At 57.7% G+C, this 20,602-nt stretch carries 18 protein-coding genes, 1 tRNA gene and 1 pseudogene; 12 read left to right on the top strand and 8 right to left on the bottom strand.

The features are described 5' to 3' along the window. Positions 1–74 precede the first annotated feature (74 nt). The 7 genes and pseudogenes from Q0J85_RS12695 to Q0J85_RS15495 form a co-directional block, all read right to left on the bottom strand. Entirely contained in the window at positions 75–2,096 is a 2,022-nt protein-coding gene (locus tag Q0J85_RS12695) for a beta-galactosidase (protein WP_294482305.1), read from the bottom strand. Positions 2,097–2,110: 14 nt separating this feature from the next. Further along, the gene (locus Q0J85_RS12690) at positions 2,111–2,605 is read right to left on the bottom strand and encodes a hypothetical protein (protein WP_294482302.1); all 495 of its coding nucleotides are present in this window, start codon (positions 2,603–2,605) and stop codon (positions 2,111–2,113) included. A 45-nt stretch (positions 2,606–2,650) separates the two neighbouring features. Then, positions 2,651–2,863: a prepilin-type N-terminal cleavage/methylation domain-containing protein gene (locus tag Q0J85_RS12685; protein WP_294482299.1), complete on the bottom strand. Its 213-nt coding sequence runs from the start codon at positions 2,861–2,863 to the stop codon at positions 2,651–2,653. Positions 2,864–2,877: 14 nt separating this feature from the next. After that, positions 2,878–3,480 (bottom strand): hypothetical protein, encoded by a 603-nt coding sequence (locus tag Q0J85_RS12680; RefSeq protein ID WP_294482296.1) that lies wholly within the window; start codon positions 3,478–3,480, stop codon positions 2,878–2,880. 21 nt (positions 3,481–3,501) lie between these two features. Further along, positions 3,502–3,981 (bottom strand): substrate-binding domain-containing protein, encoded by a 480-nt coding sequence (locus tag Q0J85_RS12675; protein WP_294482292.1) that lies wholly within the window; start codon positions 3,979–3,981, stop codon positions 3,502–3,504. Positions 3,982–3,999: 18 nt separating this feature from the next. Further along, positions 4,000–4,269, bottom strand: coding sequence for a hypothetical protein (locus Q0J85_RS12670; RefSeq protein ID WP_294482287.1), 270 nt, complete (start codon positions 4,267–4,269; stop codon positions 4,000–4,002). An 81-nt stretch (positions 4,270–4,350) separates the two neighbouring features. Continuing rightward, positions 4,351–4,497: pseudogene (locus Q0J85_RS15495) on the bottom strand (LacI family DNA-binding transcriptional regulator); the annotation flags it as partial. A 292-nt stretch (positions 4,498–4,789) separates the two neighbouring features. On the opposite strand from Q0J85_RS15495, the gene Q0J85_RS12665 reads away from it, so the two are divergent. Beyond that, positions 4,790–4,864 (top strand) — tRNA-Met (locus tag Q0J85_RS12665). Positions 4,865–5,047: 183 nt separating this feature from the next. On the opposite strand, the gene Q0J85_RS12660 is transcribed toward Q0J85_RS12665, so the two are convergent. Next, a complete protein-coding gene (locus tag Q0J85_RS12660) occupies positions 5,048–5,287 on the bottom strand; it encodes a PD-(D/E)XK nuclease domain-containing protein (protein WP_294482284.1) in 240 nt (79 codons plus the stop codon). A gap of 131 nt (positions 5,288–5,418) precedes the next feature. Between Q0J85_RS12660 and ade the strand changes: the two genes are divergently transcribed. The 11 genes from ade (at position 5,419) to Q0J85_RS12605 (ending at position 20,530) form a co-directional block, all read left to right on the top strand. Continuing rightward, a complete protein-coding gene (ade, locus tag Q0J85_RS12655) occupies positions 5,419–7,131 on the top strand; it encodes an adenine deaminase (protein WP_294482280.1) in 1,713 nt (570 codons plus the stop codon). Positions 7,132–7,509: 378 nt separating this feature from the next. Beyond that, positions 7,510–9,021: a M48 family metallopeptidase gene (locus Q0J85_RS12650; protein WP_294482276.1), complete on the top strand. Its 1,512-nt coding sequence runs from the start codon at positions 7,510–7,512 to the stop codon at positions 9,019–9,021. Between the two features lie 72 nt (positions 9,022–9,093). Further along, the gene (locus Q0J85_RS12645) at positions 9,094–10,788 is read left to right on the top strand and encodes a tetratricopeptide repeat protein (protein WP_294482269.1); all 1,695 of its coding nucleotides are present in this window, start codon (positions 9,094–9,096) and stop codon (positions 10,786–10,788) included. Further along, positions 10,785–11,624 (top strand): ion transporter, encoded by an 840-nt coding sequence (locus Q0J85_RS12640; RefSeq protein ID WP_294482264.1) that lies wholly within the window; start codon positions 10,785–10,787, stop codon positions 11,622–11,624. Before Q0J85_RS12645 ends, Q0J85_RS12640 begins: the two co-directional genes overlap by 4 nt. 187 nt (positions 11,625–11,811) lie before the next feature. Next, the gene (locus Q0J85_RS12635) at positions 11,812–13,431 is read left to right on the top strand and encodes a glycosyltransferase family 39 protein (protein ID WP_294482259.1); all 1,620 of its coding nucleotides are present in this window, start codon (positions 11,812–11,814) and stop codon (positions 13,429–13,431) included. Next, entirely contained in the window at positions 13,428–14,846 is a 1,419-nt protein-coding gene (wbaP, locus tag Q0J85_RS12630; protein ID WP_294482255.1) for an undecaprenyl-phosphate galactose phosphotransferase WbaP, read from the top strand. The genes Q0J85_RS12635 and wbaP overlap by 4 nt, the downstream gene beginning before the upstream one ends. Positions 14,847–15,032: 186 nt before the next feature. Continuing rightward, on the top strand, positions 15,033–16,400 hold the full coding sequence (gene melB, locus Q0J85_RS12625) for a melibiose:sodium transporter MelB (protein ID WP_294482252.1): 1,368 nt from the start codon (positions 15,033–15,035) through the stop codon (positions 16,398–16,400). Positions 16,401–16,640: 240 nt separating this feature from the next. Next, positions 16,641–17,630: a LacI family DNA-binding transcriptional regulator gene (locus tag Q0J85_RS12620; RefSeq protein WP_294482248.1), complete on the top strand. Its 990-nt coding sequence runs from the start codon at positions 16,641–16,643 to the stop codon at positions 17,628–17,630. A gap of 13 nt (positions 17,631–17,643) precedes the next feature. Then, entirely contained in the window at positions 17,644–18,633 is a 990-nt protein-coding gene (locus Q0J85_RS12615) for a hypothetical protein (protein ID WP_294482243.1), read from the top strand. Continuing rightward, on the top strand, positions 18,608–19,351 hold the full coding sequence (locus tag Q0J85_RS12610; RefSeq protein ID WP_294482239.1) for a type II secretion system protein: 744 nt from the start codon (positions 18,608–18,610) through the stop codon (positions 19,349–19,351). Before Q0J85_RS12615 ends, Q0J85_RS12610 begins: the two co-directional genes overlap by 26 nt. Before the next feature lie 15 nt (positions 19,352–19,366). Then, a complete protein-coding gene (locus Q0J85_RS12605; RefSeq protein ID WP_294482235.1) occupies positions 19,367–20,530 on the top strand; it encodes a hypothetical protein in 1,164 nt (387 codons plus the stop codon). Positions 20,531–20,602: the final 72 nt, after the last annotated feature.

The following is a 20,602-nucleotide window of genomic DNA, read 5'->3' as shown; positions in this document are numbered from 1 at the left end:
GGGGAGCGCGGATCGGGTGCGGGTGTGGATGGAACTCCTCAATGTTCCCCTCGATTCGCGCGTCCGGGCGGATTTCACTGTCCGGTTTCTTCGCGTGCCGCATACATTGTCTCTCCGAGTTCGCGCAGCGTGTTGACCAGAACATCGTACGGGGTATCCGTGCCGTCCACCAGCCCGACGGCGAAATTCTCCCCGCCCCAGTGCCAGCGACCGGTCAGCGGCTGATCCTGATAGAGAAACCAGTGTGCTCCAACCATCCGCGGATTCCGAAGAAGTGTGCGCCAGTAATCTTTCAATGCCGCGGCCCGGTCCTGCTGGGTTTTTCCGGCCGGAGAGAGCTCCGCGGAGAACATCCCGCGATCCCGGACGCCGAAATGATATTCGGTATTCAGCACTGGAACATCCCCGAGCCCCTCCGGCGCAAAACCAGCAATGGTATAGCCGTAGATGTTGTAAGATACGACATCGCAGTATTTTCCGGCAATGGCATTGCGTTCCTGCGCAAAATAGTCGTTGCAGAAGAGCCGACTGCCCAGATACAGCTGATTCGGGGCGTTGCGCCTGATCGTGTCGCGGCAGAGCTTGAAGAACTCTTCGACCGTGGCGTCGTTGAAGCGATTGAAGTCGGCACGGCATTCCGCGGTCATGTTTCGGGGCACTTCGGAGGATTGTTGAGCCTCCTCCCGGGAAGAGAAAGAGCAGCCCCAGGCGGCATTGAGTTTTTCGATCGCCTCATATTGTTCTCTGAGGCGACGGTTCCACTCCTGCCGGGCGGCTGACCCTGGAGACTCCCAGATTGCCCGGGCCACGTCATCCCGGTTTCCGAATGGGATTTCATTGCAGATGAAGAAGCCGATGCAGAACGGATCGTTCACGGCAAACCGATTTTTCGGCAGGGTCGGTAGTTCGGCGATTTTTTTTCGGCATTCTGGATCCCAGACGTCCGGCATGCGGGAATGTTTCGCCTTGTTCCGGATCCAGGGCACGCCGCTCAGGCGCAGCTCCATGGTGTAGGGAGTGCGGGAGTTCCGATAGATCAGGGCGTCGCTCCAGTTGCCGATGGTGTTGAGTCCCCAGCTTTGCATCCTGCGGCGGAATACTTCCGGATAGACCGTTTCAAATTCCCGGCCGTATTTCCGGATTAGATTGCGACGGATGAATTCGATCTCGTGGTTGCCGTTCACCGCGGTTTGAAATGCTTTCGCCTCATCGGACGTTACGCGGAAATAGTCGGACAGATTGACCGCATTTACACCGTTGGAGAAAAAGAGTTTCCCCTCGGGATCGACCAGATACCATTTTCCCCGGTATTTTTCCGTTCGGAAAAAGCCGGTTGCCTTCAGCTGCGGTCCGTCCGCCCAGCCGCCGAAGCGATCCCAGGTCCGGGGCGCTTCCCGCCAGGAGGCTTCCTCCCGGCGGCGCCGTTCGGCAAAATCGGCGTCGGAGTGAATTTTTTCCGGCCAGTCGGCATGGATGTATTGGCCATAATCGTCGACAAAGGGATAAAATCGTTCCGGATCGCGGATCGGCGCGGGGTTCTCCGGACGGTTACCGAACGCCCGGAAGTTGGAAATCCGGTAACGCTGTCTGCCGGGATCAAGTGCCCCGATCAGCGTGATTGAATTGATTTCGGACGGATCGACGTTTTTTCCGCCCGCGACTCCGTCCGGTGCCCCGGACGGAAGATTGCGCGGAAGTTTGACAACATCGTCACCTGGCGCGATCAGCGAGTAATACACCGTGATGGTTCTCCGTTCTCCAGGCGGGATTGTCACGAGCCCTTTGGCTCCTCCAAACGCCATTTCGATCGAATACTCCCGTTCCGGATCAAGATTTTCGATGTCGGCGCAGATCCCCTCGTGCGCCGCAGTCGGCCGGGGGGAATTTTCGGCAAAGTTGAATCGGATGCGCGGCCAGCGCATTCTGGTGTCCATCGCGACGATGAAGCTGCCGTCCTCTTCCGGAATCACGAAAATCTCCTCGGGATTCGGATTTCCCACCGCGGGGGAGAATTTCAGCGGCAGATCCTCTGCTTTGAGCATTGCCGTCACTCCGGCACTCAGAGCAAGCAGCGCGAAGAAAAGAAAATGTTTCATGTGGAAGCCTCTCTTCAGTAATCGGCCGGCTTTCCGGGGAAGCCGTCATCCTTGTGGTAGTTTGCGATCAGATTCAACCCCGATTTCTTTGTCCCGAACCGCCCGTAGATCGGCCGCGGGAAAGCCTTGACGTGGCCATCGAAAAAACTGATGTTGTAGCAGCCGTTGTGCGGCGGTACATACTTGTCCATCCAAGTATCGGTCAGCGAAGCTCCGTTGTCACTCCAGTTCTCCCCCATCGGGGTGTTGCCTTCCGGGTTGTGCAGCCAGGAGAGGCAGGCCAGAGCCGCGCAGCTCGACGCGGAGGGAAGCATGTTGGTTTTGAGAAGCGAAGCGTCGCAGTACCGGTTCCAACCAGCCATCCGGTAGGAGATCTGAGTCACATCCGCTTCGTTGGTCGCACCGGGGGTGATTGCCCCGTGCCGTGGATCTGAGGGACAGTGAAACACTTTCGCACTCGTGACGATCTGCTGATAATAAAGAATCCGCCAGAATGTTCCGGTTTTCATGGGTTCATTGGTATTCCATGTGCAGCCGAGCGTCCCCAGTGCCGCTCAGCCGTTGTTCGGGGTATTCGGCAGAATATAATCCTGGTTGTCAAGCGCATATTGCAGAATTCCCTGCGTGACGGCTCTGAGATTGTTCAGGCAGTTCGCTGCACGTCCCGCTTCCCTGGCTCGATTCAGTGCCGGCAGCAGCATGGCTGCGAGAATCGCGATGATCGCAATTACGACGAGTAGTTCGATCAATGTGAAATATTTTCTCATTTTTCCGTCTCCTGTCATTTCCTGTATTCTTTGGCTTTCAGGTCCTCGAGTTTGAGTTTCCCGGCGTGGTCGTGGACTTTCGTGAAAAGGACTTTCCCATCCCGGGAGTAGATGACCAGGAGAAATTTGTGTTTCCCCACGGCCGGGTCCGGCACTCGGAGGACACCCCGCAAATCACCCTGAATGGTTTTGCCTGTTTCCAGAATGGTTTTCACCTGCAGCGTAACCTCTTTCCAGGTGGAGCCGACCCCCCAGAAAGCCCGTTCGATTTTCAGTTCCGTGCCGGGAGTGATTTCCGGAACGGTGATGAGGCGGCGCTGATATTCCTTGACCGAACAGCATTGTTCCCCCTCCGCGTTGCGGTAGAAGAGGCGAAGTTCTTTCTGTTGTCCGGGAGCGGGATCCGGCGTTTTTTCCGGCAGCAGCCAGTTGCCAGCTTCCACGGCGAGAAATGTGCCGGGCAGGTAGGCGGTCTTGTCGCGGACCGCCTCTGTTACGTCGATTCGCTTTTCGGCCCGGCCGTAATCGGCCCGCACCAGTTCAAGCTCATCGGCCACAACAGCGACCGAGGTGAACAGCAGAAGTGCCGTTGCTCCGCTGGTAAGAAAATTCATCATGGAAATCATTCTCCTGTAAGGTTATTTTTTCTCGATGAGACGGGCTTCAAGCATGATGGTTGCGCCGTAGGAATTCCGGGTTTGCAGCTTCCAGAGCAGCTGGTCCACGGCGCGCCGGGCCAGTTCTTCGAGCTGCAGTTCGATCAGGTGTTCCTGAGGCCAGAAGTTGCGCAGGAATCGGGTGGTGTCGCCGCAGATGACCCTGTCTGTGGCATAACGTTTCCAGATGCCGATCTCATTGAGCGCCAGATAGAGCCGGAGTGCGCAGATGTCGCCGAAAGCGAAGAACCCGAGTTTGTCGCCGAATTGTTCCGCAAGTGTGCGAACCCGTTCCGGAAATGCCTCCTCGTCTCGGCGATACGTCAATTCCAGATACTCGACCCCGAGTTCCCGGAGGCGATGTTTGAAATATTGAATGCGAGGATGATAATAGTCTCGGATCATATCCTCCCTGTAGACGAGTGCCGCAGCTCGGAGCGGCACACGCAGCAGAAAATCCACCGCCAGCGAAGCGATTTCCTAATCGTTGGTTGTCACCCGGTCATGTCCTGGCGCGAGCCGTTCGAGACCGAAAATCTGGACGCACGGAATCTCCCTCGGTACGATCAGACCCGGTGGATCAAAATAGTAGATCACTCCGGCGTACTCATGCAGCAGATCCGGATTCTCCAGTATTTCGGCCAGATCTCGAGTTTGAAACGGCACATGATGGGTATTCAGGCGGTTGATAATCGCATTTTCCAGTTCGATGTTGACCGTGTCCTCCTCTTCGGAAGAGTAGTGAACCATTAGTACTCGACCCGTAAACGGTGCCGTCTGTGACGAGTTGTTCTGTTGTACTCGGCGATTATATTTTCGCGGCGTGAAATTATGCACTTTTGCCAAAGTGCAGATCCGCTGTTTCAATTCATCTGACAACTGCGGAGAGTTGTGGAGTGCCAGTGACGCGGCGCTCTTGGTTACGCCGGCCAGTTCCGCCAGGTCAGACAAATTTCGTGGTTTTCCGGTTCGGGACATTCTTCCCTCCTGAATTGTTTTTTTCTGAATCAATTGTACTTAAAAAGTAAAGAAAAGTCAATAGCTTTAAAAATATTTCAACAAAAAAATTGTTGAGTTTTGTTGAAAAATAAGCGCAGGCTGATATAACGCTTGGAGGGCGATTTTGAATGTTGGGAAATCTGTTTTTGAAAATAGAATACTGCTATCGCGGCGGTATTGAGTCGCAGAGACCGGTTTTTTTCTGTACGTTTTTGACTGTTCAGACTTGAAAAAGAAAGAGTGTGTGCTATAGTAATAGCATATTCAACAGCGCGGGGTAGAGCAGTGGCAGCTCGTCAGGCTCATAACCTGAAGGTCGTTGGTTCGATTCCATCCCCCGCTACCATTTCCAATTTCCTCAACGGTTTCTATTTTGCAGGAGAATGACAGGTAACGATCAATGCGAACCATTACGCCTGTAGGAAACGCTCCTGCGATGGTTTCGCCACAAGTTGGTGCTCTTTCTCGTTCGGATTTGCGGGAGGATTGGGGCTCTATTTGAAGCGCCCGTTTTGAGTTCAAACATGGTTTAATCCGGAGAAGAACCTTTCCCGTCGTCGAGCTGGCGGGTTCCCATGTTGAAGTTTGCGCCGATCAGGATGAGCCGTTTCCCGGAATGCTGATATTTCCGGAAATATTCCTTCTTTTTGATCTGATCCAGGGCGCACTCCGCGTTCCGGTTGATTTTGAACTCGTAGTGGTAGACCCACTCGCCGCACATGGCAGCGGCATCGATCCGTCCGGTGGAAGAACGTTTCCCGATTGACAAAACGACAATGCCGTGCTAATTTTATCCGGTATCTGCATCCCCCGGTTTGGGTCGGAGATTGTGCAACTCAGAATAAGAGCGGATATCAACACGTTTCATCACGAAAAAAAAGGCACATTCGTTAAGAAATTATGAATCAGCAACGGGATAAACTCCGAAATTTGATCGATCAGGCGCAGGGAAAACGGCCGGCGTCCCTGGTGTTGAAAAACGTCTCGGTATTCCATCTGACCACCGGAGAGATCCGCAGAGAGGAGATCGCCCTCTGCGGTGAGCGCATCGCCGGAGTCGGCACCGGGTACGAGGGGGAACACGTGATCGATGCCGACGGCATGTTCGCGATTCCCGGATTCATCGATGCGCATGTGCATGTCGAATCGTGCATGGTGACCCCGTTTGAATTTGAACGCTGCGTAATGCCGCACGGAGTCACGACCGCCGTCTGCGACCCGCACGAACTTGCGAATGTCGCCGGATGGCGCGCGATCGATTTCTTTCTCGATTCAGCGCGCCGCATGTGCATGGATCTGCGGGTTCAGATCAGTTCGTGCGTGCCTGCCACTCCGCTCGAAACTTCCGGCTCTTCGCTCGAGGTGGAGGAGATGCGTCGCTATGTCACGGAACCGCTCTCCTGCGGCCTCGGCGAGATGATGAATGTTCCCGGAGTGCTCTCCGGAGCACCGGAGGTTCTGGACAAGCTCGCGCTCTTTCCCGGGCGGATCGACGGACACTGCCCGATGCGTTCCGGGAAATCCCTGAACGGCTGCGTCGCCGCCGGCATGCGCAACTGCCATGAGTGCGCCTCCCTTGCGGAGGCGGAGGAAAAACTCCGGCGCGGCATGCAGATTCTGATCCGGGAGGGATCGGTTGCTCATGATCTCGAAGCGCTTCTGCCGCTCATCACTATTCCGAATTCGCCGTTCCTCTGCTTCTGCACGGATGACCGCAATGTTCTGGACATCACCGAGTCCGGGCACATCGACCGGATGATCGCCCGGGCGATCGCCGCCGGAGCCGATCCGCTGGCCGTCTACCGGGCGGCCTGCTGGTCTCCCGCCCGCCATTTCGGGCTGAATGACCGCGGACTCATTGCGCCGGGACAGCGGGCCGATCTCGTGCTGTTGTCGGATCTGAATTCCTGCCGGGTCGAAATGGTGTTGAAAAACGGACGGATCGTGAACGAGGAGCTCTTCGCCGCCCGCGGGGAGGGGCCGGATCCGTCGGAGTTTCTGCGTTCGATCCACCGTCCGGAACTCTCTGCGGAGTCGTTCCGGGTCTTCTCCGCGTGTGCGGAAACCCCGGTGATCGGCATTCGGGAGGGATCGCTTGTGACCGATTTCCTGAAGATGGAGCTCCCGCGCGACGGCCGCGAAAAGCGCTGCGATCCCGAACGCGACGTCGCCAAAGTCGCCGTCCTGGAACGGTACGGGAAGAACGGCAACATCGGCCTCGGTTTTGTGCGCGGATTCGGATTGAAAAGCGGCGCCGTCGCCTCGAGTGTCGGGCACGACAGCCACAATCTCTGCGTGGTCGGCGTATCGGATGCGGATATGGCTCTGGCGGTGAACGCCCTGCGCGAATGCGGCGGAGGATTCGCCGTCGCCGACAGGGGCAGGATTCTGGATCTCCTGCCGCTGCCGCTGGGCGGATTGCTCTCCTGCGGCAGCTATGAAACCGTCTGCGGAGAGTTGCGCCACATCCGCAAAGCGGTCAAAGTGACCGGCTGCCGGCTCGAGGAGCCGTTCCAGACACTCTCCTTTCTGCCGCTTCCGGTGATTCCGTTCCTCCGGATTACGGACCGCGGCATCGTCGATGTGGAGCGGTTCAAAATCATTCCGGTCTGAGCGTCCCGGATGCGGATGTAGGATCTTCTATGAGACTATGTTTTTTTCGTTATCACGGATATTTGCATATTTCGGCTTGAAATATACGAATGGAACGGCTATAGTATAGGCAGACCATCGTTCGTGATCGGTCGTGTTGCTTGGCTGTTGTATTTTCGTTGTCGGCCGGGAATGGCGCGTTTTTTTCCGTGGAAGCGGCCCGGCATGGAATTTCCGGATGCGTTTCCCGGGGGAATGCGCATTTTTTTTATTACAGGGAGGTCTCCGTCATGAACTCTTGTTTTCCCATTCATCTTCCGCGTGAACATCCAGCTTCGCTTTTTTGTTCCCTTCGTGTTTTTTCGGGTGAAAACTGATATTGGAAAGGATCATCTAGCAATGAAAAAGAGAGTCGATTGTCTGCGGAAGTCAAAGTTGGCGGCAGCCCTCGTGATGGCGGCCGGCTGCGGGATGCTGACCGGTTGCGGTGTGCTGAATTTCAGCACGGTCCGGACGCCGGGAGAGAGCTATCATGTGTCGGTTCAGTCTCTGCCGGTTTACAACGCGCCGTCCGCGGACTCCGAGGTCGTTGCCGATCTGAAGCTCGGCGACTACTTCGTTGCGGAAGAAGTCATCATGCCGCAGGGGCATCTGCTGACGGATCAGGCCGACCCCTGGCTGCGCGCCAGTGTGGACGGCAAGAGTTTCTATGCTCCCGCGGGCGCGGTCGTCAGCCAGGATCTGTGGGAGGCGCAGCTCAAGGGACTGCCTCCGCGCGGTGAAGTCAAGGTCAAGAACTTCACCTCCGCCAAACATCAGGAAAGCGATGCCGATCTGGAGCAGGCCCGGGATTACCGGCCCGGTTCGCTGCGTCTCATGCTCGGTGCGGCCGGAACGACCGAGGCGGCCGCCGAGACGGCCTGCCCGGAGGAGCTGACCGCCTACATCAAGGCGCAGTGCGGCGACATCCCCGCCGTGGAACTGCCGAAAGTGGAGTCCTCCGGCTGGTCGCTCCCCTCGCTCCGCACCTTTGCGGAAATCGGGCCTTATCAGGAGTTTGACCTCGGCGCCGGTCTTGCGGCGTTCATGATGCCGAAAGCGCTCAAGCCGGATCATCCGGCCACTCTTTACGTCGGCAAAGTGGTCGACAAACTGCTGAAGAAATCCCAGCTGCCGCAGACCTACAGCGGTTATCACGTCCTGGTGCTGAATGACGACGAGACCGTCAACGCCTGCGCCGCGCCCGGCGGATTCGTCATCGTCACCACCGGCATGCTGAAGTTCCTGGAGAATGAGAACGAGCTGGCCATGATTCTCGCCCATGAGATCGGCCACCTGGAATTCCACCACAGCGTGCGGGAGATGGGGCCGGAAAACTATGCGGCATTCTCCCTCGCGGCTCTCGATGCGGCGACGGATCTGAACGACCCGGCGGTCAAGCAGGCCATTGTTGACCGTGCGACTTCCGCGGCCAAAGCCATTCCGTTCTTTGATAAACTCGATCCGGCCGTGCAGCAGCAGCGGATCGACAGTGCGGTTGCCACGGCGCTGGAACAGGCTCAGACGCTCAAGGCGAACGCACTGGCCAAGATGTCGGAACTTGCGATGATGGTCGGGAACACGCTCTCGACCGGTTACAACGTCGACTTCGAGGCGGCGGCTGATCGTCGTGCGATCAGTCTCGGTACCGCTGCCGGATACGACTCCGCCGCGCTCTCCTCGGTGCTCGAGAGAATCAAGAGCCGCAACAACGGTTTCGGCGAAGCCTATCCGGTCGATCGCGATGTTCAGGTCGAGAATTTCCGGAAGAGCTATCCGGTGACGGATCAGGTCAAATTCGTCGGCGATTACGCCGCGGTTCGCAAGCAGATCGATTCCCTGAATGCGGACGATCTTTTTGTCGGAAAATAAGGATGAGAACCGCAGTCGCGTTTTCCGGCGTCGAGCCGGAAAATGCGACTGTTTTTTTCTGGATGCAAGGTTATGAATACAAAACAGGACGGCAATGAGGTCCCGCCGATTTCCTCGGAGGTGGCAAAGAAGCTGGCTTCTCTGGAAGAGGTCCTTATTTCCTGGAAGAAAGAACAGGATAAGGCGGCGAAAGCCAGCGAAAAACGATGGCGGAGATATGCGTTCCAACTGGCCGGGTTCGTCGGAGTCATGGTCGGCTTTCTGTGGACCTGCAGCGAAATGGGCGCATGGTACTACGAACAGCTGCAGATCGCCAAAATGGCCGAGCGGTATTTTTCGGTTTCCCGGGAACTTTACGAAAAAGAGAACAACCCGGATGTCGCGCTTGAGATGCTTTCCCGCGCCATCGAACTCGATGACGGAAGTTTTGAATACCGGTTTCAGGAGGCGTATATCAAGGGGGCGGGAGCGGTCCGCGTTCTGCTGAATCTGGATCGGCCTTTCAACCGCGAGGAGCTCGACCGTGCTCATCAGGCCCTCGCCGATGCGAAGTTCCTCAAGGAGCTGCGGCCGGAACGCGAGGAGGGATATATTCTCGAATCTCAGATCTACACGGCGTTGAAAGATTACGAGCAGGCCGAGAAATCGATCCAGCGCGCCATGGAATTGAATCCCGCCAACTCTTTCGCCCGGGTGCGGTATGCGACGCTGCTCTTCAACCGGCGGCGTTTCGATGAGGCTCTGAAAGTCATCGACGAGGCGGTCGCTCAGGACCCGAACTCCCACTGGGTGCACCTCTGGCGCGGATTGATTCTGAACGCCTCCCGGAAGAAGGACGAGGCGATCGTCGAAATTCAGAAAGCCATTGAGCTCAACCCGAAATTCGATACGGCGATCTACAATCTCGGCTGCTGTTATCTGAATTCGCGCCCCCGGAAATTCGCCGAGGCGCGCGCGTGCTTCCAGAAAGCGCTCGAGATCAATCCCGCCTACAAGGAGGCCTATTACCAGCTCGGGATGTCCTATGGATATCAGGATCGTTACGATGTCGCTCTCACCTACATGGACAAGGCGGTCGCGCTCGAGCCGAACTATCTGACCGCGAGAAACTGGAGAGCGTTGATCCTGTTTGAGATGAAGCGGTTCGAGGAAGCCGTCGAAGAGTACGGCAACGCGATTATGCTCGATCCGCGCAACGACGAACTCTATGTGCGCCGGGCCGCCGCGTCCCTCGAGTGCAAGCAGATTGAGGATGCGGTCCGCGATCTTGATTTCGCCCTGGAGCTGAATCCCTCCAACGTCGAGGCGGTCACGATCCTGAGCAAGGTTTACGTGGAGACCGGGAATTTCGACCTGGCTCTCTCCAAAATCGACGAGGCGCTGAAATCCTGTTCCGACCGGAATATGAAGTCGGAATTGTATGTGCTGCGCGCCAATCTCCACTACAAGAAGAAAGATTATCAGCAGGCCATCGCCGACCAGACCAGCGCGATCGAGTGTTACAAGAGCAAATACACGCTCATGCGCCGGGCGCTCTACTGCAAGGCCATCGCCGGGAAAGAGCAGGCTCTGGCGGATCTCGCCGAGATCCACCAGATCGATCCGGCATATGCACTGGCCTGGAAAGAGGAGGCGCTCTGGCTGCGCGATTCCGACCGCGACGGCGCGCTTAACGCCCTCAACCGGTATCTCGCGCTCCGACCGCAGGACAAGGCGATGATCGAACTCAAGCAGCAGCTGGAAGCGACGGAGAAGACGCAGAAATGAGTGAGGCGCACGCTGTTTCTCTCCGGGGGAGGCTTCATCAGTTGATTTACTCCTCTCCGGTGCAGGGATTTATCATCGTCTGCATTGTGGTCAACGCGATCCAGCTCGGGTTTGATACCTGGCCGACGTGGTATTCGTTCGCCGGGAAGTTCAGCCGGACGCTGGATGCGGTTTTCATCGGAATCTTCGCGGTGGAGGTCGCCTGCAAGATTCTGGCCGACGGGGTGCGTTTTTTCAAATCCGGCTGGAATGTATTCGATTTTCTGGTGGTGTCGATTTCGCTGATTCCGGGGGGAGGGATCTTTTCGGTTCTGCGCAGTTTCCGTATTTTCCGGGCGTTCCGTCTGCTGTACCGGCTGCCCGGGCTGCGGATCATCACGGAATCGCTGTTGATTTCGCTCTCGAGCATCGGTTGGATCAGCATTCTGCTGCTGATTTTCTTCTATATCGTGAGCGTCATTGCGACGAATCTCTTCGGCAGTGCGTTCCCGCAGTGGTTCGGGACGATCGGAGAGTCGATCTACAGTCTCTTCCAGATCATGACGCTGGAGAGCTGGTCGATGGGGATCGTGCGGCCGGTGATGGAGCGTTATCCTTACGCCTGGATGGTGTTCGTTCCTTTCATTCTCACGACGACTTACACGGTTCTCAACCTCTTCGTCGGAGTCATGGTCAATGCGATATCCGAGGCGAAAGAGGCGAAAGAGAACCACGAGGATGTTTTCGGCAAGCAGAATGCGGAATTGAATCAGACGATTCTCGCGGAACTCAGAGCCATGCGTCAGGAGCTCGACGAACTGCAGAAGAAAGTCAATGCAGTTCCCCGGGAGAAATGATCGCCGTCTCTCCCGATAGAGGATCCCGGAGGCTCGTCCCGCCGGGATCTCTTTTTTCCGGCTTTCCGGCGGAATTGCTGAAAAGATAAAAAAAACGGAATTCTCCGCAAAAAAAATTGTATTTGGCCGATATGGTTGATACATTATATCTTGATTTCAGGGAAAATAACGGGACGGGAAGGATGAGATGAGACGGAAAGTTACGGCCTGGGCCGTTGCCGTGGTGCAGCGGCCGTGGTTTTATTTTCTGCTTGCCCTGGTGCTGGCTCTGCCTCCATTTTTCCTGACGACGATTCCCCCGGTCGATGTGGCAACCCGATATGCGCCGATGGCGGAGGCGTTTGCGCGGGGCGACTGGGGTTATGCGTTTCATCCGCGCGTTCCTCTGCTGCAATCCGTCATCGGCGGGATCGCGGTGTTTCTCACCGGATGCGACGGCTTTTCCGGCGTCAAATTCGTATCGGTGATGAGTTATGCGTTGGCGGTGTTTCCGCTTTTCCTGCTTTTCAGAAAGATTTTTTCTCTGCGGACCGCCTGTCTCGGCGTGGTGTTTTACCTCTTCTGCCACCTGCTGCTGCAGTACGCGGGGGAGGGGTTGCGCGACAACGGCAAAACCCTGTCGCTCGCGCTCGCGGCGTGGGGACTGCTTTCTCTGTGGGAGTCGCCGCGGAAGTTGCGCGGCTATCTCTGGCTCGGCGCGGCGATCGGCCTGGGATTCCTGTTCCGAACGGAACTGCTGGTGGTGGGAGCTTTCCTGCTTCTGGCCGCCGCGGTGCGGGAGTGTTTGCGGAAACAGATCCCCTGGCGCAGCGTTCTCAGCGGAGTCGTCACTCTGCTGCTGTTGATTCCGACGATTGCCGTCAATCACGGTTTTACGGGATATCCTGTTCCCGACGTCCGGGTGGCGCAGTGGCTGCAGCAGCACCGGACGCAACCCGAGCCGGTTCCCGTTGCTCCGCCGGAAGTGAAACGCCCGGCTGTTCCGGCAGAGTCCGGGCAGCCCGCCCCGGCTGTTCGCCGGCAGGAGCATTTCGTCGAGGCGGGGGCTCCTGCCGTGGAGAGGAGGAATCTCGGTATTGGGGAATATCTCGGAGATTTTTTCCGGGGATTTTATCCGCCGTTTCTGCTGCCGGTGCTGCTGGGGATCGGGTGGCGGTTCGTCCGCCGCCGCTGGAGTGCGGGGGAGACGCTGCTGCTCTGCATTGTGATCGGGAACGCCGTTGTGACCGCTCTGCTGATCCTCATCGGCGAACGTTATTTGTACATTTCGAGAAGATATCTGCTGCCGGCCGCGCCGCTGCTGTTCGGCTGGAGCGGATATTTCGCCGTTTCGCTCTGGGATTTCTGCCGGGCGCGCTGGCCGAAGTGGTTTCCGGCGGGGAGTGCGGTGCTGATTTTCGCCGTGTGCGGGGGGATTCTTTACGGAGCGGCGTTGAGTCCGGTGATCCGGAATTTCACATCGAAGAAACGGCGGGCGCGCACCGGGGCGATTTTCACGTGTGCGGAGACGTTGCGGCGTGACTATCTTGGTGCGAGGTTCGGGGCGCGTTCGTTTCTGCTGTCGGATTACCGCTCCAACCGGCGTCCGTTCGTGGTGGTGCCTGATGCGTTGGAAATTGCGCCGATGCTCGCCGGCGGCAGCCGGGTCTTTGACCGGCGGATTGCGGATTACCAGGTTCTGAATTTCGGAGAGCAGCCCCCGTCACGGCAGTGGCGCGAAGTCGGGGAGGTCCGGGGATACCGGGAAGACGAGCGCTATGTGATCTGGAAAACTCTTCCGGTCGATCCGGGTGAGGGGAGGAGATGATGCATTCGGCACGGATTCGGATTTTGATCCTGATGGTGGCGGACATTCTCTGTTTCACGCTGTTTCCATTTGTCGCGCTGTGGATCGTGAACATGATTCTGCAGGATGTCGTGATCAGCTGGCGGGCATATCGCTGGATGTGGCCGTTCATCGGAGTTTTCGTCGGTTGCAACATATTCATCCGGCTCTATCACGGCGATGTCGCCTATCCGGGGGCGGCACTGGGGGCGGTGGAGGAGCTGCGGCGGATCTTCTTCTCCTCGGCGCTGGTTTATCTGCTGCTGTTCGCCTATCTGGCGCTCTCCCACCGGGCGCAGGGGGTATCCCGTTCGGTGCTGATTCTGAGCTGGCTTCTGACGTTTCTGTTCCTGCCGATTTTCCGCTGGTGGGCCCGGTGTCTGATGAAGCGCTTCCGGATCGGGCAGATCAACGTGCTGATCGCCGGGGCGGGGGTGACCGGCCGGATGGTCGCGCAGGAGTTGATCCGGGACAAATACTTCGGATTCCGCATCGTCGGCTTTCTGGATGATTCGGCGGCGCTGCGCGGGAAAGATCCCGTTCCGAATGTTCCGGTCGTCGGATCGCTCCGATATGCGCGCAAGGCGGCCCGGAAATACAACACGGATTATATGATCTGCTGTATCCCGATCACGCTGGTGACGGAGATGCTCGAGAGTTACTCCAAATATTTCAAACATGTGATGATCATTCCCGACAACCGGGTGTTTCCGATTTCGTGGGCGTATCCGATCTACCTTTCCGGCTTCAGCGGGATGGAGATCCGCAATCAGCTGCTGCTGCCGATGCCGCGCATGATGAAAGGGCTGCTGGAATTGATCATTTCCGTCGTTGCGTTCATGACGCTGCTGCCGTTGTTTCTGGTTCTCGCCATTCTGGTGAAATTGACCAGCCGCGGGCCGATTTTTTACCGGGCGCGGCGGCTGGGGGTGAACCGCACGACGATCCGGGTGTTGAAATTCCGCACGATGTACGTCGATGCGGATCGGCGGCTGGAGACGCTGCTCGCGGAAGATCCGGAGATGGAACGCCAGTGGCGCGAAAAATTCAAGCTCGACAACGATCCCCGGGTGACGCCGCTCGGCCGTTTTCTGCGCAAGACGAGCCTCGACGAACTTCCGCAGTTCTGGAACGTGCTGACCGGGGAGATGGCGGTTATCGGTCCCCGGCCGATCGTCGAGGCTGAAGTGAAATATTACGGCGACCGCTACGCGCTGCTGAGCCGGGTCAAGCCCGGGATCACCGGGTTGTGGCAGGTTTCCGGCCGCAGCGAGCTGGACTATCCGCAGCGCGTGAATCTTGACATCAGCTACATCATGAACTGGTCGATCTGGATGGACTACTATATCTTCCTCAAGACCGTCAAAGAGGTGCTTCTCTGTCGCGGTGCCCGCTGATGCCGGGGACACCGTCCGTCGGAGGCGCGGGAGGCGGGGCGCAGCATGGGGATCGCACCGCAATTCTGATCGGAAACGGCCGGGGATGAGTTCCGGAAACTTGCAATTTGCGCTTTTACGGAGTATCGTAAGACGGGGCCGGTGCGGATATCCTGCCCGGAAACTCGAAATCCCGGGAGCAGAACGATGGAGAAATTATCTTGGCCGGCGAAAATCTCCTATGGCGTCGGCGCATTCGGAAAAGATCTTGTTTATGCGATTGTCGCGACGTTTTTCACCTTTTATTTGACGGATATCTGCCGGATCAGCCCGATTTTCGTCGGGAATCTTTTTCTTGCCGCGCGCCTGTTTGATGCGATCAATGACCCGGTCATGGGGTTGATCGTCGACAACACGCGCAGCCGCTGGGGAAAGTTCCGGCCGTGGATTCTGCTCGGAACGATTCTGAATGCGATCGTGCTGGCGTTCCTGTTCTTCAATCCCGGGCTTTCCGGCGGGCAGCAGCTCACCTATGTCGCCGTGACCTATTTCCTCTGGGGATTGACCTATACGATCATGGATATTCCGTACTGGTCGATGGTTCCGGCGCTGACCGATGATGAGAAAGAGCGCAATACGATTTCGGTGATTCCCCGGATTTTCGCGAGCGTCGCCTGGATGGTGATCGGTTACTTCGGGCTGAAACTCGTGACGTTCCTCGGCAATGGGGAGCAGGCGGCGGGATTTGCCCGGCTGGCGCTGGCGATTTCCGGCGTTTTCGTGCTCTGCTCGCTCATTACGGTCTGCTTTGTCAAGGAGCACGTCGCTCCGCAGCGCGCGGTGAATCGCGGGCGCACGTCTCCGAAAGAGATGATCCGGATCCTCGCGCGGAACGATCAGGTGATCGTGGTTCTGGTTCTTTCGCTTCTCTTCAATATCTCGTTTCAGCTCTCGAACGGATTTGCGGTTTATTATTTCAAGTATGCGGTCGGGATTCAGGATCTGGTTTCCGTTTATCTGCTGGCGGCGGGGCTTGCGCAACTCTGCGGGCTCTTCGGTTATCCGTTTCTCGCCTCTCTGATCGGGCGAAAGGCGGTGTTTTCCGCATCGGCGCTCTGCCCGATCGTCGGATTTGCGTTTCTGCTGGCCGGAGTATTGCCCGGGCAGGAGCTTTTCCGGCAGGCAGCGGTTTTTCTGATCGGCGGAGTCGTCAATTTCGGCATCGGTCTTTCGCTCGGAATTCTGACCGTCATGCTTGCCGACGTCGTCGATTACGGGGAGTACAAATTCGGAACCCGGAATGAAAGCATTCTCTTTTCGACCCAGACGTTCGTTGTGAAATTCGCGGGGGCGTTGAGCGGCTTCATCACCGGCGCGGGGCTCTCGTTCATCGGATTTGTTCCCGATGCGGTTCAGGCGCCCGGCGCAATCTGGGGAATCCGCATCATCATGGGCGGAATCCCGATCGTGCTTTCGCTCCTCTACCTCGCGGTGTTCTGGAAATTCTACCGCCTCGACGGAGCGTTCCTCGCCAAAATCCGCGAAGTCTGCCGCGGCGGGGAGCGGAACAGCTGATTCGTCGACTGCACTCGCCGGCGAACCGGCGGAGAGTGGGGAGGGGACAAACCCTCCCTTTTTGTTCCTCTCTTTTTGATTTTTGTTAATTTTTCCGTTCTGCTCTTGACTTGCGTGCCGAAATCGGGTATAATTAATAGCGTCATACGTATGATGTTGCCCGCTGCCATGTCTGTTTGATTTTGGGACGCATCTTTGAGTCATACGTATGACTCGGCGAAAAAATGAAAGGAAGATTTTATGGCGATGACGATGACGGAGCTGGCAAATCGGCTGAATTTGTCGCAGTCGACGGTGTCGCTGGTATTGAACAACCGGGACAAGGGGAGGGTGCGGCCGGAGCTGGCGGAACGGGTCCGGCGGGAAGCCGCCGCTACGGGATTCCGGTTGAACCGCGCGGCGGCGGATCTGCGCCGGAGGCGTTCCAATACCATCGGCGTGGCGCTGGCATATTCCAACAACTTTTACCGGGCCGAGCTGGTGACGGCGCTGCATGCGGAGATCATCCGCCGCGGTTATCGGCCGCTTTTTGCATTCTTTCACAACGACATGGAGCAGCAGTCGGCGACGGGATTGCTGCTGGACAACAACCTCGATGCAATCATCACGCTGGAGCCGCAGTGGTTGCCGGACCATCTGGATCTGCCGGTGGTGAGTCTTTTCCATCGTGATCCGCGGTTTGACGCGGTCGTGCAGGATGTGGAAGCGGGGCTGCGCCTTTCGCTGGAGTGCCTCCGGAAAGCGGGGCATCGCCGGATCGGGTGGTACGGGTACGGGGTGGATGACGAACGTTCCCGGCTGCTCCCGGCTCTGGCGCGGGAATACGAAATGGAATTGCCGGAGGCGTTCACGTTTCGCAGTTCCGGGATCTACCGGCTGGTTGATGAGCGGCGGACGTTCGATCTGCTGCGTGAGGTTCCCCGGGCGGAATTGCCGACGGCGTTTCTCTGTCACAACGACGCCATCGCGGTGACGGTGATGCGCCGGCTGCATGAATGCGGTCTGCGGATTCCGGACGACATGAGTCTGATCGGCCATGACGATATCGGATTGTGCGAACGGTTGATTCCGACCCTGAGTTCGGTCGGTTACGGCAGCCGCGAACTTCTGGCCGGAAAACTCGTGGATCGGGTGTTGACCCGGCTGGCGCACCCCGAGCTGCCGCGCAGGATCGAAGTGTTGCCGCCGCAGTTGTTTCAACGCGAGAGCATTGGTGCTCCGCGATATTGAGAAAGGAATTGAAATGAATCTGCAGGAGTTTCAGGAGGTGAGCAACCGGCTCGGCCTGTTGCCGCCGACCCCTGAAAACTGGTATTCCCGGCTGCCGCTGCTGAAACGGCTCGACGAGTTGTTCGGCAGACCGGCTGCGGAGAACGATCCGGTGCTGAATTGCTTCTACCACGAAGTGTGCCGCCGGGTGATCGCGGAGATCCGTACCTGGCGCGGACCCGGCGTCAGAGTGTGGAAGCTCTACAGTTCCGCGATCCTTGTCAAGGATGAATCGGGTCAGGTGACCGGATTCGATCTGAACGAGGGCTGCACCCCCGCTCAGCGTCGGCGGACGCGGCTGCGGCTTTCGCCCGGGCTGATCGGGGAATTTGCGGAGTTGATCGACCGCATGTTCTACACGCACGGCCATCTTGACCATCTCGGTCTGGCGGTGGCCGACGCTCTGCTGCTGCGCGGGAAACTGGTGGTCGCGCCCGCGGAGGCGGTGAAGAACTGGCTGCTGGATGGCGCCGTTCCGGCGGAGGAGTTTCACGCCGCGGATGTCCGTTGCTTTCGCGGAATGCAGCGCATGAGTACGGAAGAGGATATTCCGAACAGCGCCTATGTCGTCACGTTCCGGCCGGGCATGACGCTTCTGGTGCGGGGGGATATCTATCACTGGGAGGATCTCGGGCCGATCTTCGACCGGATTGAAGCGGAAAAGCGGAAGATCGATCTGATGGCGACCAGTCCGTTTTACCAGAGCGGACCGGATCCGATTCTCGAGGCGTACCGTCGGTTCGACTGTCGTTTTCTGCCGATCCATGAGTGGGAGTTCGGGCATCGGCAACTCGGAAACGGCGGGCGCGCCACCCAGACTTACGCCGATCTCTATGAAAGTTTCCGGATTCCGGGCGAAGCCGGAATGGGTACGGTGCTGACTTGGGGTGAATCTGTCGAATTAACTGCAAACGTCAAGGGGAAAAAGGAGGTTCGTGATGCGGAAGTTATTCACTCTTATTGAGTTGTTAGTTGTGATTACGATCATTGCAATTCTCGCGTCGATGCTGCTGCCGGCGCTGAATCAGGCGCGGGACAGGGCGAAAGAGGCCAACTGCGTGTCCGCGAAAAAACAGTTCATGGCCGCGCAGATTTTTTACGCGAACGACTATAAATACATGGTCTGTTCCACGCCGCTCAATGCGACGACCGGGTATCGTCCGTTTTTCGATCTTCTCGTCTATGGGGATAATGCATCCAATCAGGGGTGTCTGTCGCCCGGGATGCTGATCTGCACGGCCAATCCCTACAGCGATCATATCGATCACGACAACCGGTTCGACGCGGTGATCGGAATGCCGCATTTCGACAATAAGGCGGAAGTGAACTACTTCAAGGAGAACGGTGCGGGAGCCTGCTTCAAAGGTTCCTCTTCCAACCCGGTCATGTCGATGCTGATTCCGGATCTGTGCAAGGCTCCCTCCCGTTTCATACTTGTGGCGGATTCGACCAATGCCGCGGTGACGAACAAGGTGGAGAACAAAGGGGGAAACTGGGCGTTTTACTGTTCGAGCACCTCGAGTACGAAGTTGATTCATCTGGCGCACCGCGGCCGCAGTGCGGTCGGCTTCGTCGATGGACATGCCGGGACTTTGACGGGAGGTGAACTTTACGCCGACACCGTCAACAAACCGAGGCGGTGCATCGAGTCCAACGGGCTCACAATCACGACACTTGAATAATGCGGGAGGTGATGTATGAAAAAGCTGATTCCGGCAGTCGCGATGGCGCTGGGAATCTCCGTTCCGGGGTTCGGACTTGAGCCGCTTCCGTTCGACGGGACACAATGGAGGCCGGTCAATCTGAAGTTTCCGGGCTCGGAGACGATTCGGGTCGAAAACGTCCCGCTTGAGACCACCGGGCGACAGGTTCCGGCGGTGATCTGGGGCACACCGCGCCCGCCGGTGATCGAGCTCACATTGCGGAGTCGTCCGCCGAAATTTGAATCGTTTGAGCGGGCGGAATTCATTCTGACCGTGCAGGCGCCGGAGAAACTGCCGTTGCGCCGGATCGTCCTGCGGTTGACCGACCGGACCGGCGAGACGTTTCAGTTCGCTCCCGTCGAGGCGGTTGCGCTGAAACCCGGAAAGAATGCGATCCACTACGCGGTCGATGCCGCCTCGCCGAAAGCGAGCATCTGGGGCGGCAATGGCGACAGGAAGATCGACTGGCCGCTGCGGCTCACCGGCATTGCGATCGATACGAACGCAAAGACGCCGGCCGATCAGCGGATTCTGCTCGATTCACTCGAGTGCCGCCCTGCCGGAGAACATGCGGAAATTTCGCTGAATACCGGGCATCCGCTCAAATTGCTTCTGCCCGGCCGGACGACCGCGCCGGAACTGGTGATCCGCAACAGCGGTATGGAGGAGCTGAACTTGACCGGCACGCTCACGCTCACGGACACCACGGGCGTGCCGCGGGAGGAACAGGTCTCCTGCAACGTGCAGCCCGGGAGCGAAACCGGGCTGGCGCTTCCGGGAGATGATTCCCGTCAGGGGTGGTGGAAAGTCGACTACCGGCTCAAAAGCGCTTCCGGCCGGGAGTTTTCCGGAACGCACCGGTTTGCCCGGATGAATCCGGCCGGGCCGACGCCGGGGAGGGCGGAGGAGTTTCTCTTCGGGCTCTGCGGCCATCCGGAACGTTTTTCCCCGCGCGAGGCGGAACTCGAGGCGCTGGCCGCGGGGTTGTGCGGCGCGAAGATTCTCCGGGTGGATTTCTCCTGGGGACGGATTCAGCCGCAGCGGGATCAGTGGAATTTTTCGGTTTATGATCGTCTGGTAAACGTGTTCGGACGTCATGGCGTGGAACTGCAATGTCTGCTCGGTTACGGCGTGGCCTGGGCGGTTTCAGCCGATTGAGCCAATTTCAAAAGTATTGGCTCTCTCGTGTTAATCACTTGTTTTTTCGTGCGTCAAAACCGTTTCGGCGCA

The sequence above is a fragment of the uncultured Victivallis sp. genome (genome assembly GCA_944389935.1).
Classification (GTDB): Bacteria; Verrucomicrobiota; Lentisphaeria; order Victivallales; family Victivallaceae; genus Victivallis.
This window is presented reverse-complemented; position numbering and strand designations above follow the sequence as displayed.